Origin of the sequence: Bradyrhizobium sp. CCBAU 45321, assembly GCF_028128975.1 — a bacterium.
Lineage (GTDB): Bacteria > Pseudomonadota > Alphaproteobacteria > Rhizobiales > Xanthobacteraceae > Bradyrhizobium > Bradyrhizobium yuanmingense.
Genome location: NZ_LFKZ01000125.1, coordinates 184,913 through 199,257, shown reverse-complemented (window position 1 = coordinate 199,257; position 14,345 = coordinate 184,913). Strand labels below are relative to the sequence as shown.

Genomic DNA, 14,345 nt, shown 5'->3' with positions numbered 1-14,345 from the left:
TTGGCTCCTTCTCAAAATCTTCAGTAACCGCTGCTGTTGGCAGCACCTGCGCCGCCAAAACGGCTCGCCGAGAACGCGCCGACCAGCTCCGGCTCGAGCGCGCCCTGTGCCACCATGCGCGCGATCTCGAAGGCGTGGTTGGAGGCGAGCGTCACGCCGGAATGGCAGCAGGCGACGAAGGCGCCGGGATGCGTCTCCGACTGGTCGTAGATCGGGAAGCCGTCCTGCGGCATGACGCGAATGCCGGACCAGCTCCTGACCACGTTGAGCCGCGCCAGATGCGGGAACATGCGCTGCGCGCGATCGGCCATGACGCCGCTGATCGACGGCTTCAACGTGCGATCGTCGAGCTCGTCCTCCTTGCTGTCGCCGATCATCACCGTACCCTCGTCGGTCTGGCGGATCGTGGTCAGCGGATGCGGCAGGAACGGCATGGTGCGCTCGGTCACGACGACCTGGCCGCGAGTCGGGCCCATCGGCGCAAAGAGGCCGACCATCGGCGCCAACGTCTGGTTGGCATTGCCGGCGGCAAGCACGATCTTGGCGGCACGCAGCTCGCCCTGCGGCGTCGTCAGGCGAAATTCGCCGCCGCTCTTGCTGATCGCCGATACCGGGCGCTCCGGAAAATAGTCGATGCCGAACGCAATGAAGCCGGTGTGGAAGGCGCGGAAAGTGCGCAGCGAATTGACGTGGCCGTCGAGCGGACAATAGCTGCCGCCGGAGACCTCGGGGCCGATCAGCGGTAGTGCCTTCTTCACCTCGGACGGCCGCAGCATCTCCATCTTGTAGTCGGCCGCGCCGACCTGGTTGTGCATGCGCTTGACGAGCTCGGTGCGCTGGCCGAATTCGTCCTCGCCGAGCGTAAGATGAAAACCGCCGTTCTGCTGCAGGGCGACGTCGAGGCCCGTCTGCTGCTTCAGCTCGGAGGCCAGCCGGCCCCACGCTTGCGAGGCCTGCACGGTCCACCGCGTATAGGCAGGCATGCCGAGCCCTTTGCTCTGCACCCACACCAGCGCGAAGTTCGCGCGCGAGGCGCGCTTGGTGATGTCGCCTTCGTCGAGCACGGCGACCTTCTTGCCGAGCCGGCCGAGGCCCCAGGCAATGGCGGAGCCGAGCAATCCGCCGCCGACGACGGCGACGTCGTATTCTCCTGGCATGAGTTCTCCTATCGTCCCGTATCGCCCTTGCCGGCGAGCACACGGTCGAGCCCGTAGAAGCGGTCGAGCAGAATGAGGGCGGCCATGGTGATTGCGATCACGCAGGCCGAGACCGACGTCACAAGCGGATCGATGTTGTCCTGGATGTAGAGAAACATGCGGACCGGCAACGTCTCGGTCCCTGGCGCAGCAAGGAAGACGGTCATGGTGAGATCGTCGAAGGACTGGATGAAGGCGAGCGCCCAGCCGCTGATGACGCCGGGCAGGATCAGCGGCAAGGTCACGCGGCGAAACAGCGTCCAGCCGCCGGCGCCGAGCGAGACCGCCGCCATCTCGACCGTGCGGTCCATGCCGGTCGCCGCCGCCAGCGTCAGCCGCAGCGCGAACGGGAACACGATGATGACATGGGCGATGATCAGCGCGGCAAAGCTTCCGCCTAGTCCCACCGAGGTGAAGAAGCGCAGGAAGGCGATGCCGAGCACGACGTGCGGGATCATCAGCGGCGACAGGAACAGCGCCGCCAGCGCATCACGGCCGCGGAAACGATAGCGCGCGATTGCGAGCGCCGCCGGCACCGCGAACAGGAGCGCCACGAGCGAGGACAGCGCGCCAAGGCCGAGGCTGACCCAGAACGCATGGATGAACTCGGGGTAGTTCGCGATGGTCCTGAACCAGCGCAGCGAAAACCCGTTGGTCGGCAGCGACAGAAAACCTTCGGGCGTGAAGGCGACAAGACAGACCACCAAGATTGGCGCCACCATGACGATGACGAAGACGGTGTGGAAGATCAGCGCGAGCGGTCCGTTCCGGCTCATCGGAACACCTCCGCATAGCGGCGCTCGATCAGCGCGTTGCTGCCGACGACGATCAGCACCAGTGCGGCCAGCAGCAGCGTCGCGACGGCGGCACCGAGTGGCCAGTTCAGGGTGTTGAGGAATTCGTCATAGGCGAGCGTTGCCGCGACCTTGAGCCGGCGCCCGCCGATGATCGCGGGTGTTGCGAACGCGCTGGCCGAGAGCGAAAACACGATGATCGCGCCCGACAGCACGCCGGGCATGATCTGGGGCATGATGATGCGGCGGATGATGGTCGCAGGGCCCGCGCCGAGCGACATCGCGGCATTCTCGATCTGCGGATCGAGTCGCTGCAGCGCCGCCCACACCGAGAGCACCATGAACGGCATCATCACATGCGCGAGCGCGATCACCACGCCTGTTTCGGTGAACATGAAGGGAATGGGGGAGCCGATTAGCCCGAGTGACATCAGGAGCTTGTTGACCAGCCCGTTGTTGCCGCCAAACAGCAGGGCCCAGCCCAGCGTGCGCGCCACCACCGAGATGAGAAGCGGCCCGAGAATGACCAGCAGGAAAAAACTCTTCCAGCGGCCGCTCATGCGGTTGAGGATATAGGCTTCGGGCGCGCCGAGCAGTGCGGTGAGCAGCGTGGTCAGGATCGCGATGCGGAAGGTCCGCCAGAACATCTCGGCGTAATAGGGATCGGTCGCGATCTCGTGCCAGTTCTTGAGGATGAAGACCGGCTCGATGCCCTTGTACTGGCCCCAATCGTGGAACGACAGCATCACCGTCATCGCCAGCGGAATCAGCAGCACGCCAACGAATAGCATCAAAGCGGGCGCGGTCAGCACCCACGGCGCGCGCAGGCTGCGCTCCTCGGCCGCCATGCTCATGCGCCGGCCCTCGCGCGCACGCTCATGTCCTCGGGCCGCCAGGTGAGGCGAACCGCGTCGCCTTCGGCCGGCTGCGCTTTGCCGTCGTTCTGGCGGATCACGATCGCCGGGCCGCATTCGCTGTCGCACTGGAACAGCCAGTGATTGCCCTGGAAGATGCGCGTGATGATCTTTGCGCTGAGCCCCGTATCGCCGAAGCCGATTCTTTCGGGACGCACGCTGACGGTCACGGGACCGCCAAGCCCGGCCGGCGCCGGTGCGCGCCAGGAGCCGGCCACCAGTTGCGTCGGCGCCACGGTCCGGTCGATCATTCCGGCAAAGTCGTTGGTCTTGCCGAGGAATTGCGAGACGAAGGCCGAGGCCGGCTTCTCATAGGTTTGCTGCGGCGTGCCGATCTGCTCGATCTTGCCCTGGCTCATCACCACGATACGGTCGGACAGCGACATCGCCTCGTTCTGGTCGTGCGTGACCAGGATCGTGGTGGTGCCGACGGTGCGCTGGATCTGGCGCAGCTCGATCTGCATCTCCTCGCGCAGCTTGGCGTCGAGGTTGGACAGCGGCTCGTCGAGCAGCAGCACGCTCGGCTTGATCACCAGCGCACGCGCCAGCGCCACGCGCTGCTGCTGGCCGCCGGACATGCGGCGGGGGTGACGGTCCTCGTATCCGGCGAGGCCCACCATCGCGAGTGCGGCGCGGACGCGTTCGGACCTTTCAGCGCGCGGCACGCCACGCATCTCCAGGCCGAAGGCGACGTTCTCCGCCGCGGTCATGTGCGGAAACAGCGCGTAGCTCTGGAACACGATGCCGAGGCCGCGCTTGGCCGGATGGATCGCGGTCAGGTCCTTGCCCTCGAGCCGGATCGCGCCGCGTGTCGGATCGAGGAAGCCCGCGATCATCTGCAGCGTCGTGGTCTTGCCGCAGCCGGACGGGCCGAGGAAGGAGATGAACTCCCCCTTTCCCACCGACAGGCTGAAGTCATCGACCACGGTCTGCGTGCCGAACTGCTTTGCGACCCGATCGAGCTCGAGATAGGCCATGACGCTGTCTCCGCGGCGACCGATCAGCGTTCGACCTCGCGATTCCAGCGCTTGGTCCACTCCTCGCGCTTCTCGTTGATGACGGTCCAGTCCGGATTGTAGAGCTTGGCCGCGCGCTCGCCGATCGGCGCCATCTTGCCGAGCTCGGGCGGGATCACCAGCGATTTCAGCACCGGGCCGTAGCCGTAATCCTTCAGCATCACGAGCTGGGTTTTCGGATCGAGCAGCATCTTGACGAAGCTCGCAGCGAGCGGCGAAGCATTGGGCTTGTTGATCGGACACGCCGTGGTCAGCAGCGTCGCTGCGCCTTCCTTGGGATAGACGAAGTCGACAGGGAAGCCGGTATTGGCGAAGCTCTGCACGCGGCCGGTGCCCCACACCGCGATCACGGCCTGGCCGGACTGGAACAGCTCGGTCATCTTGCCCGGCGACGGCTCATAGGCCAGCACGTTCGGATTGATCTGCTCCTTGAAGATCTTGAAGCCGGACTCGACGTTGGTCTCGCCGCCGCCGTTCATCTTCGACAGCATCACCAGCGCTTCGAGGCCATAGGTGTTGTTGATCGGCGGGATCACGAGCTGTTTTGCGTATTTCGTGTCCTTCAGATCGTTCCACGAGGTCGGCGGCGCCCAGCCTTTCTCCTTGAACACCTTGGTGTTGTACATCAGGCCGGTAGCGACGATGCCGATCGCGACGGCGCGATCGTCCTTGAAGCGCGCGGTGTCGTAGAGATCGGCGGGCAGGCCGTCGAGCTTGCCGCAGAAGCCGAGCTGGATGGCCTGGTACATCGGGCCGTCGTCGACGATGGCAACGTCGATCTGCTGGTTGCCCTTCTGGGCCTGGAGCTTGGCCAGCGTGTCGGTGGAGTTGCCAGCGACGTATTCGACCTTGACGCCGTTCTCCTTCTCGAAGGCCGGGATCACCTCGTCGCGGATGGTCTTCTCGAACGAGCCGCCATAGCCGGCGACGTAGAGCGTCTTTTGCTGGGCCGAGGCGGCCGAGGGAGCGGCAATGAGCGCTGCGATGCTGACCGCGGTCAGAAGGCGAAAAGTCTTCATGTGGACCGATCTCCAATACCGGAATGAGGTGACGTGCCGACGAGTCTCGCTTGGCTGAAGCGCGTTGCCGCATTCCCTTCCGCGCGAATCCCTCTCCGATCAGGGCTCCGGCCCCCATTCGGTGGGTTTTGGCGCGATCTGGAGGTTTGAACCCCTCCAATCTGCCGAAAAAGCGGGCTGTCTCCAGTCCTGATGAAAAAGATCGCAGACCCAAGCTTCCATCGTCCAATGAATAATGGCACCCTCTGCATGCCGAAATGTTATGGATGGGACTGGGGATGGCGCGGATCAATTCGCGGCAGGTGGAGGCCTTCCGCGCGACGATGCTGACTGGCAGCGTGACCGAGGCGGCGGCGCTGATGAAGGTGACGCAGCCGGCCGTCAGCCGCTTGCTGCGCGACCTCCAGGCCCTGCTCAAAATGGAGCTGTTCGAGCGGCGCGGCACCGGTCTGGTGCCGACCGCCGCGGCGATGGCGCTCTACACCGAGGTCGAGCGTTCCTTCGTCGGCCTTGAACGCATCACGGCGGCGGCGGAAGAAATCCGCGGACGCCGCACGGGCTCGCTACGCATCGCAGCACTGCCGGCGCTGTCGAACGGCTATCTGCCGCGGCTCACCGGTCACTTCCTGAAGGAGCGGCCCAACCTCAACCTGGCCTTCTTCGGTGTCATCTCGCCGATCGTGGTCGACTGGGTGCTGAACAATCAATGTGACGTCGGCTTTGCCGAGGTGCCGATCGCGCATTCCGGTCTGCCGAGCCAGAGACTGCCGGCGCCAGCGCGCGTCGCAGTGCTGCCGACCGGTCATCGCCTCGCGGAGAAGGAAGTGCTGGAGCCGCGCGATTTCGAGGGCGAGACCTTCATCTCGCTGTCGGCGGGATCCTCGAGCCGGCATCTCGTCGACCAGGTCTTCCACCGCCACGATGTCCGCCGCGTGCTGCGCGTCGAGACCACGCTGTCGGAGATCATGTGCGGCATGGTGTCGTCGGGCCTTGGCGTCGCGATCTGCGATCCCTTCACGGCGCAGGAATTTGCAACGCGCGGCGTCGTCGTGCGCCGCTTCCTGCCGCGCATCGACTTCGAATTCTCCGCGGTCTTTCCGGCGCAGCGCAGTCCATCACCGGTGGCGCTGGACCTGGTCGAGACCATGCGCAAGGCGCTGGTGGAGTTCGAGGATTAGGGCTTCGGTTCGAACAGTGCAGCTCCATGCTCGCTGCCACCTCTCCCGCAAGCGGGAGAGGGAGCGCACCGTCTTCGTGGCGCCAGTAGCGCTCAACCACTGAACGCCGCCTGCGCCTCCGGCAGATCCCAGATCTTGCCGATCGCGGCGGTGCCCGCCGCAATGATCGCAGCTTCATCCGCGCCGAGATAGCGCCCCTCATCGACCAGGACCCGGCCGTCGACCATGACCTGATCGATATTGGCGCGGTTGGCGAGTGCGATCAGCGCGCGGCGCGGGTCGAACAGCGGCTGCAGATGCGGATGGGTGAGATCGACGATAGTGAGATCGGCGGTCGCGCCCGGCTCGATGCGGCCGAGATCGGGCCGCTTGATGACGTCGGCGGCGACCCTCGTGTTCGCCTCGATCAGCTCGGGTGAGTTCGCGACGTCAGGGCGCGCCGAAATGATCTTGGAGATCAGCGACGCCGCATTGAGCTCGCCGAGCAGGTCCATGTTGTAGCCGTCGGTGCCGACCACGGTGCGCACGCCGTGCGCGGCGAAGCGGCTGAACGGCGCGGTGATGCCGGCACGCGCGAACACGCGCGGGCAGTTCAAGACGGTCATGCCGCGCGCGGCCATCAGCCTGAGATCGTCGTCGCTCGAGAACATGCAATGCGCCGCCATCAGATCGGGCGCGAGCAGGCCGAGCCAATCGAGATATTGCGCCGGGGTGCGGCCGCCATAGCGCTTGGCGATGGTCTCGACCTCGGCGCGGCTCTGCGCCATGTGCGTCGTGATGGGAACGCCGAGCTCGCGCGCCCGGCTGGCGCAGGCCTTCAGCAGATCGGGGCCGCAGGTGTCGGTCGCATGCGGGCTCATGGCGAGCTTGATGCGGCCGTCGCCGCGACTATTCCAGCGCTGATAGAGCGCGTCCCACGTCGCCATATCAGCAGCGCCGTCATCGCCGGAATATTGGACCACACCGTCAGGCCCGGCCTTGGCGTCGGAGGTCGAGAACAGATAGGGCGCTCCGTAGAAGCGGATGCCCATCTCCTCCGCCGCGTCGAACATCTCGGGGATCGAGTTGCGGAACGGCTCCATCACCGTGGTGGCGCCGCCCTTGAGCAGCTGGAGGATGCCGAGCCGCGCCACCGCAAGCCGCTCTTCTGCGGAGAGGATATCGGCGCCGCGCTTGGTCAGCGGCAGCAGCACCGTGTAGACGATGCTCTGGTTGTTCTTGCGGCCGTTGCCGTCCTCGGTGTGGCTGCGCGCCACTGCTTCCGAGAAGCAATGATTGTGCAGGTTGAGCAGGCCCGGCAGGACGAAGCGGCCTGGGCGATCATAGACCTGATCGGCGCGCGGCTTGTCGCGCGTGATCGCTGCAATCTTCTTGCCTTGGACGAGAACCCAGTGGTCGCGCAAGACATCCTGCGCGCCGTCTTTGCGTGACAGCACATAGCTGCCGAAGATTGCTGTGGTGCTCATGCGGGGCGCACGTTCCAGAACACGGCGGTGCCGTCGAGAATGCCGGTGATGGCCTTGCGATAGGCCGTCGGCTGCTTGTAGAGGCCGATCGGAATATAGGGGATTTCCTCGAACGCCACCCTCTGGACTTCGCGGCAGATGCGCTGCTGTTCGGCGAGCTCGGAGGCCGCCAGCCACTGGCTGCGCAACTCGCCCATCTTCGTGCTCGCGTACCAGCCGGCGACCTTGCCTTCACCGCGGATGTTGGTGTTGCCGGCCGGGTTGAGCCAGTCGATGCCCTGCCAGTTGCCGACCGCGGCGCTCCAGCCGCCCTGCGGAAGCGGATCCTTCTTCAGCTGGCGCTGCAGCACCACGGCGAAATCGAGGCCGGCATATTCGACGTTCATGCCGGCCTTGCGCAACGAGTCCACCGCGATCTCGCCAAGCGGCTTTTGCGCCAGCGAATTGGTGGGGACCAGCAGCACGATCTTCTCGCCGTTATAGCCGGCGGCCTTGAGGTCAGCCTTGACCTTGGCGTAGTCGCGCGGGCCGCGGAACACGTCGAGGCCGACCTCATTTGCCATCGGGGTGCCGGGTGCGAAATAGCCGACCGGCGAGACCTGGAACGCCGGATCGGTGCCGGCGACAGCGGTCATGAACGCGGACTGATCGATCGCACCCAGGAGCGCGCGGCGGATGGCGGGATTGTCGAACAGCGGCTGCAGGTGGTTGAGGCGCAGCATGCAGGCGTAGCCTCTGGGATCGAGGATGCGCGTCTCGATATCGCCGGCCGCCTTGATCACTGGCAAGAGATCGTGCGGCGTGGTCTCCTGCCAGTCCTGCTCGCCGGTCTGCAGCGCGGCGACGCCGGTGCCGGCATCGGGCGTAGTGGTCCAGACCACGCGATCGTAGTGCACGATCTTCGGCCCCGCGGTCCAATCCGGCTTGCCGTCGGTGCGCGGCTGGTAGCGCTCGAATTTGGCATAGGCGTTGCGCGCGCCCTGTACGCGCTCGTCGGCGAGATAGCGGAACGGGCCGCTGCCAATGACATCGGTGAGCGGCTTGAACGGATCCTGGCTCGCCAGCCGCTCCGGCATCATGAAGCAAGCGTTGATCGCGGCCTTGCCGAGCGCCTGCGGCAGCAGCGGAAAAGGACGCTTCAGACGAAAGCGGATGGTGCGGTCGTCGGCAGCGGTGAGCTCGGCGGTCGCCTCCATCAGCTCGCCGCCAAAGCCGTCGCGCGCGGCCCAGCGGCGGATGCTGGCGACGCAATCGCGCGCCAGCACGCGTTCGCCGTCGTGCCAGAACAGACCATCACGAAGCGTGAGGTCCCACTGCAGCTGGTCGGCGGAGATGGCCTGGCCCGACAGCATCTGCGGCGAGACCTGGAGCGAGGAGCTCATGCCGTACAGCGTATCGTAAACCATGAAGCCGTGGTTTCGCGACACCTGTGCCGTCGAATAGATGGGATCGACGAAGGCGAGATCGATGACGGGAATGAAGCGCAGCGTGGATTGCGATTCAGCGCGGACGATGCCCGGCAGCGACAGCGCCGGCAGCGCCGCGCCGGCCTTGAGGAGCGAACGGCGGGAGATGGACATCAGCGGTGACCGGCTTCGTGGCGCAGGAAGTTTTCCGCGATGTTCTCGCCGGTGGTGATCCAGACATCCGGGCACGACTTTGCGTAGCTCAGGAACTCGCGCAGCAGACGCAGCCGCATCGGGCGGCCGCTGCATTGCGGATGCAGCACGGTCGTCACCATCGCGCCCCAGTCGCGGACTTCGTCCAGCTCGTCCTTCCACATCGAGAGCACGTGCTCCTTCGGGAAAATCGAGCGCGGACTGAAGCGCGCGGACAGGCCGTGCATCCAGTCGTCATAGCTCGCGGTGACCGGCAGCTCGATCGTGCCGGGCCTGCCGTCGGCGAGACGATGGCGATAGGGCCTGACGTCGTCGCGGAACGAGGACGTATAGACGATACCGTGCCGCACCAGCGCGACGCGCAGTTCCTCCGTGAACTCGCCATAGGGCGCGCGATAGCCGGTCGGCTTGACGCCGAGCCGGCGCTTCAAAGCCTCGAAACCGCGCTCCAGCTCCTCCTCGATCCAGGGATCGCCGGGATCCGGCAGCAGATGGTGATAGCCGTGATGTCCGATCTCGTGACCGGCCTTCAAGATGGATTCCGCCATCGCCGGATGCGCGTCGACCGACCACCCCGTGACGAAGAACGTCGCCTTGAGATCGAGCTGGCCGAGCAGCTCCAGCAGCTTCGGCGTGCCGACGCGCGCCTCGTAGCCGCCATAGCTCATGGTGATGAGCCGCTGCGCATGCGCCGCGTCCTTGCTGGTCCAGGCACTCTCGGCGTCCACGTCGAACGACAGGAACATCGCGGATGTGTACGGCTTCGGCCAGGGATATTCGGGCGCGGGATCCGCGGTGTTGGCCGGAACGAGCGGAATGCTCTGGAGTGCCTTACTGTCCAGCATTGATGGTCGCCTTCTCGATTGCGTTGTCGCTCAATTCCACTTCGCCAGCAGCGTCTTGTAGGTGCCGTCCGCGATCAGTGCGTCGACGGCTTCCAGCATTGCCTGCTGCAATGCCTTCTCCTTCACCGGCAGAGCAATGCCGGTGAATTGCTGTGCGATGGGCTCGCCCACGGTCGCATAGGTGTTGGGCTCGAGGTCCATGATGTAGGGCAGCGTCTCGTTGCCCTGGGCAGCGGCATCGATGCGGCCTTGCCTCAGCTGGGTGCGCGCGTCGGCCGAGCCGTCGGTGCCGACGACCTGGATCGGATTGCTGCCGCAGTTCTTCTCGCTCCACGCGGTGATCTGGGCCGGGAACATCGTGCGGCGGCTGGAGCCGACCTTCTTGCCGCACAGTGACGTCGCACCCCTGAATTCCGGCTTGCGCGACGCCTGCACGAAGAACTGCGGGCCGCTGCGCAAATAATCGACGAAGGTCGCGACCTCGTGCCGGCTCGCATAGTCGGTGAAGCCGGACAGGATGGCATCCACCCGCCCGGTCGAGATCGAGGGCATGAACTCGGCAAAACTGGTCTCGGTCCATTCGATCTTGACGCCGAGCTTGCGGCCGATGGCTTCACCGAGATCGACGTCGAAGCCGGAGAGCGCGTTGGTGGCGGGATCGCGGAACTCCATCGGCGGATAATTCGGCACGACCGCCACTTTGATGCTGCCGCGCTTTGCGATTTCAGGCGGCAATTCGGCCGCCATTGCCGACGCGCTCATGACGCCCAGGAACGCCGCCGCAAGCAAAAGTCTCTTCATCACATACCCCCAATGTCAGATCACTGCCGATAGAAATGCCTTGGTGCGCTCCTCGCGCGGCGCGCCCAACACGTCGGAGGCGCGGCCCTGCTCGACGATCGCGCCCTGATCCATGTAGACGACGCGGTCGGCGACCTCGCGGGCGAAGCCGAGCTCGTGCGTCACCACCATCATGGACATGCCGCTTCGCGCCAGTTCCTTCATCACCGCGAGCACCTCGCCGACGAGCTCGGGATCGAGCGCGCTGGTGGGCTCGTCGAACAGCATCAGCATCGGCTTCATGGCGAGCGCCCGCGCGATCGCGACACGCTGCTGCTGGCCGCCGGAGAGCTGCGCCGGATAGGAATCCGCCTTGGCCGCCAGCCCGACGCGACGAAGCAGTTCGATCGCCTCGGCGCGCACCTCGTCCGGCTTGCGCCCCTGAACCTGGATCGGACCTTCCGTGATGTTCTCCAGCGCGGTCTTGTGCGGAAACAGGTTGAAGCGCTGGAACACCATGCCGGTCTTGAGCCGCTGCCGCCCGATCTCGCGCTCGCTGAGGCGATGGAGTTTTCCGCCTTGCTCGCGCACGCCGAGCAGCTCGCCGTCGAGCCAGATGCCCCCGGCATCGATCGTGGCAAGCTGATTGATGCAGCGGAGCAGCGTCGTCTTGCCGGAGCCGGAGGCGCCGATCAGGCACATCACCTCGCCGGGCCAGACGTCGAGCGAGACGTTGTTGAGAGCCTGAAACTCTCCAAAGTTCTTGGCTACGGAGCGGATCGCGACGAGCGGTTTTGTCATCGCGCCAGCCGCAATGTGCCGCGCGCAAAGCGGCGTTCGAGCAACATCTGGAGCGGGGTCAGGATCGAAACCGCGAGCAGGTACCAGAGCCCGGCGACGATCAGGAGCTCGATGACGCGGGAGTTGGCGTAGTAGATGTTCTCGGCATTGTGCAGCAGCTCCGGATACTGGATCACGCTGGCGAGCGAGGTCGCCTTCACCATGCCGATGAACTCGTTGCCGAGCGGCGGGATCACCACGCGCATCGCCTGCGGCAGCACGATCCGGCGCAGCGCGCGCAGCCGTCCCATGCCGATGGCCTGCGCCGCCTCATATTGCCCGATATCGACCGACAGCATGCCGGCGCGCATGACTTCGGAGGTGTAGGCGCCCTGGTTGATGCCGAGCCCGAGCAGCGCGGCAAGGAACGGCGTCATGACGTCGACGGCGCGCGCGGACCACAGGCCGGGGATACCGATGGTCGGGAACACCAGCGCGAGGTTGAACCACAGCAGCAGCTGCAGGATCAGTGGCGTTCCGCGGAACAGCCAGGTGTAGCCGGCGGCGACCGACTTCAGCACCGGATTGGGCGACAGCCGCATGATCGCGACGACGATGCCGAGGAAGATGCCGAGCATCATCGCCAGCACCGCCATTACCATGGTGTTGACGATGCCTTCGAGGATGACCTTTGCGGTCAGGAAGCGGCTGACATAGGACCATTCGATCTGGCCGTTCGCAAAGGCGCGCGCGATCGCCGCCAGCACGAGGACGATCAGGGCCGCGCTGATCCAGCGAAACCAGTGCGGTTCGCGCGCGATCCGCATGCCCGACAGATCGGGAAATCCTTGCGCGAGTGCCGGCGCCTGCTTCATTGCGGCGCCGCGTTCAGCATGGGCTGGGCGACTGCATTGGTCCCCAAGCCCCATTTGTCGAGAATGGCCTTGTACGAGCCGTCAGCGATCATCGCCGCGAGCTTCTCCGTCACGACCTCGCGCAAGACCGCATCGTCCTTGCGGAACATGATGCCCTGATAGCCCCTGGCAAAGGGCTCGCCGACGATGCGATACTTGCCGGGCTCCTGTTGCTGCGCATAAGGCAACGTCTCGCTGCCCTGCACGGCGGCGTCGATGCGGCCCTGCTTGAGCTGGTTGCGGACGTCGATGGAATTCTCGCCCGGAACGTACTGGATCGCGGGCTTGCCGGCCGGCTCGCAATTTTGCTTGCTCCACTTCTCGATCTCGACCGGGAAGCTGGTGCTGCGGGTGGTGCCGACCTTTTTGCCGCAGAGATCGGGGGCGTCCTTGGCCGCGCTCTCCGCCATCACGAAGAACTGCGGGCCGGTTGCGAGGTAATCGACGAAGTCGGCGGTCTCGCGCCGCGAGGCACGATCGGAGATGCCGGAAATAATGAAGTCGGCTCGCTTGGTCTGGAGCGAGGGGATCAACTCGGCGAACGGCGTCTCGCTCCAGACGATCTTGAGGTCGCCAAGCCGCTTGGCGAGCTCTTTCGCCAGATCGATGTCGAGCCCGACCAGCTCGTTGGTTGCGGGATCGCGATATTCCATCGGCGCGTAGGTGGAGTTGACTGTCAGCTTCAGCGTGCCGGCCTGCTTGATCTCCGCCGGGAGCTCGGCGCCTCGCGCCGACGTCACCGCGGCCAGCGCCGCGCAGGCAAGCAAATACGAGAGGCGTGTCATGTCAGCTCCTTTTGCCAACGCCGCGACCGGCCGTTGGTCAATCTGCGTCGAGAACGGCCGGCTCGATGATGCCGGCACGCTCGGTGATCACCCTGTATTGCTCGGGCCGCCGATGGGCGGCGAAGTTGAACATCTTGTCCTTGCCCTGGCGGCAGAGGTCGAGATCGATGTCGGCGACGATCACCTCGTCGGCCAGCGTCTGCGCCTGCGCGACGATGCGGCCGTTGGGATCGACGATGCAGGAGCCGCCGATCAGGCCGGAGCCGTCCTCCTCGCCCGCCTTCGCCACCGAAATCGCCCAGGTCGCGTTCATGTAGGCGTTGGCCTGCGTCACCAGCGTCGAGTGGAAGGTGCGCAAGGCTCCGTCTTCGGTCGTGCCGCCGTTGGGATCGTAGGCCGCCGAATTGTAGCCGATGCAGACGAGCTCGACGCCTTGCAGACCGAGCACGCGCCAGGATTCCGGCCAGCGACGATCATTGCAGATCATCATGCCCATGATGGCATGGGCCCAGGACGAGCCGGCGCGGAAGGCGGGAAAGCCGAGGTCGCCATATTCGAAGTAGCGCTTCTCGAGTTGCTGGTAGCGCGCGCCCGGACGCGGCTCGACCGAGCCCGGCAGATGCACCTTGCGATAGCGGCCGAGAACCTCGCCGTCGCGATCGACCAGGATGGCGCAATTGTAGCGCCGCCCCTCCGCCGTCAGCTCGGCATAGCCGACGTAAAAGCCGACGCGGAGCGCACGTGCGCGATCGAACAGCTTCGCCACCGCGGGGTTCGGCATGCTGCGCTCGAAATACCGGTCGAGGGCCTCGCCTTCGAGCAGCCAGCGCGGGAAGAAGGTGGTGAAGGCGAGCTCCGGAAACACCACGAGGCTCGCACCCCGACCGGCCGCCTCCTCCAGCATGTCGAGCATCCGCGACAACGTATGCTCGCGCGTATCGGCTTTTTGCGTCGGCCCCATCTGAGCCGCGGCGGCGCGAAGGACACGAACCAAGTTTGCCTCCAATCTGTGCGCGTTGCCGCCTCAATGGGCGAACGA

General features: G+C 65.5%; 13 protein-coding genes and 1 pseudogene. 1 reads left to right on the top strand and 13 read right to left on the bottom strand.

The genetic code is table 11. The features are described from left to right. Positions 1-20: 20 nt before the first annotated feature. The 5 genes from ACM43_RS22635 to ACM43_RS22615 are packed head-to-tail and all read right to left on the bottom strand — an operon-like array spanning position 21 to position 4,939. Positions 21-1,157, bottom strand: coding sequence for an NAD(P)/FAD-dependent oxidoreductase (locus ACM43_RS22635; RefSeq protein ID WP_271542902.1), 1,137 nt, complete (start codon positions 1,155-1,157; stop codon positions 21-23). A gap of 8 nt (positions 1,158-1,165) precedes the next feature. Beyond that, positions 1,166-1,972, bottom strand: a complete 807-nt coding sequence (locus tag ACM43_RS22630) for an ABC transporter permease (protein ID WP_271542901.1) — start codon at positions 1,970-1,972, stop codon at positions 1,166-1,168. Beyond that, on the bottom strand, positions 1,969-2,844 hold the full coding sequence (locus tag ACM43_RS22625) for an ABC transporter permease (RefSeq protein WP_036041395.1): 876 nt from the start codon (positions 2,842-2,844) through the stop codon (positions 1,969-1,971). The genes ACM43_RS22630 and ACM43_RS22625 overlap by 4 nt, the downstream gene beginning before the upstream one ends. Further along, positions 2,841-3,881 (bottom strand): ABC transporter ATP-binding protein, encoded by a 1,041-nt coding sequence (locus ACM43_RS22620; protein ID WP_271542900.1) that lies wholly within the window; start codon positions 3,879-3,881, stop codon positions 2,841-2,843. Before ACM43_RS22620 ends, ACM43_RS22625 begins: the two co-directional genes overlap by 4 nt. Positions 3,882-3,904: 23 nt before the next feature. Then, on the bottom strand, positions 3,905-4,939 hold the full coding sequence (locus ACM43_RS22615) for an ABC transporter substrate-binding protein (RefSeq protein ID WP_271542899.1): 1,035 nt from the start codon (positions 4,937-4,939) through the stop codon (positions 3,905-3,907). A gap of 278 nt (positions 4,940-5,217) precedes the next feature. Between ACM43_RS22615 and ACM43_RS22610 the strand changes: the two genes are divergently transcribed. Beyond that, on the top strand, positions 5,218-6,117 hold the full coding sequence (locus ACM43_RS22610) for a LysR substrate-binding domain-containing protein (protein ID WP_128264216.1): 900 nt from the start codon (positions 5,218-5,220) through the stop codon (positions 6,115-6,117). Between the two features lie 92 nt (positions 6,118-6,209). On the opposite strand, the gene ACM43_RS22605 is transcribed toward ACM43_RS22610, so the two are convergent. From ACM43_RS22605 to ACM43_RS22570, 8 genes and pseudogenes are all read right to left on the bottom strand, one after another. Then, on the bottom strand, positions 6,210-7,583 hold the full coding sequence (locus ACM43_RS22605) for an amidohydrolase family protein (RefSeq protein ID WP_271542898.1): 1,374 nt from the start codon (positions 7,581-7,583) through the stop codon (positions 6,210-6,212). Beyond that, the gene (locus tag ACM43_RS22600; RefSeq protein ID WP_271542897.1) at positions 7,580-9,163 is read right to left on the bottom strand and encodes an ABC transporter substrate-binding protein; all 1,584 of its coding nucleotides are present in this window, start codon (positions 9,161-9,163) and stop codon (positions 7,580-7,582) included. Before ACM43_RS22600 ends, ACM43_RS22605 begins: the two co-directional genes overlap by 4 nt. Then, entirely contained in the window at positions 9,163-10,047 is an 885-nt protein-coding gene (locus tag ACM43_RS22595; protein WP_271542896.1) for a polysaccharide deacetylase family protein, read from the bottom strand. The genes ACM43_RS22600 and ACM43_RS22595 overlap by 1 nt, the downstream gene beginning before the upstream one ends. Beyond that, positions 10,034-10,848 (bottom strand): annotated as a pseudogene (locus ACM43_RS22590) (ABC transporter substrate-binding protein). Before ACM43_RS22590 ends, ACM43_RS22595 begins: the two are co-directional and overlap by 14 nt. A 15-nt stretch (positions 10,849-10,863) precedes the next feature. Further along, positions 10,864-11,628: an amino acid ABC transporter ATP-binding protein gene (locus ACM43_RS22585; protein WP_271542895.1), complete on the bottom strand. Its 765-nt coding sequence runs from the start codon at positions 11,626-11,628 to the stop codon at positions 10,864-10,866. Then, positions 11,625-12,482, bottom strand: coding sequence for an amino acid ABC transporter permease (locus ACM43_RS22580; protein WP_036021759.1), 858 nt, complete (start codon positions 12,480-12,482; stop codon positions 11,625-11,627). Before ACM43_RS22580 ends, ACM43_RS22585 begins: the two co-directional genes overlap by 4 nt. Further along, positions 12,479-13,306 (bottom strand): ABC transporter substrate-binding protein, encoded by an 828-nt coding sequence (locus ACM43_RS22575; RefSeq protein ID WP_271542894.1) that lies wholly within the window; start codon positions 13,304-13,306, stop codon positions 12,479-12,481. The genes ACM43_RS22580 and ACM43_RS22575 overlap by 4 nt, the downstream gene beginning before the upstream one ends. Before the next feature lie 37 nt (positions 13,307-13,343). After that, entirely contained in the window at positions 13,344-14,300 is a 957-nt protein-coding gene (locus tag ACM43_RS22570) for an N-carbamoyl-D-amino-acid hydrolase (RefSeq protein ID WP_271542893.1), read from the bottom strand. Between the last annotated feature and the right edge of the window lie 45 nt (positions 14,301-14,345).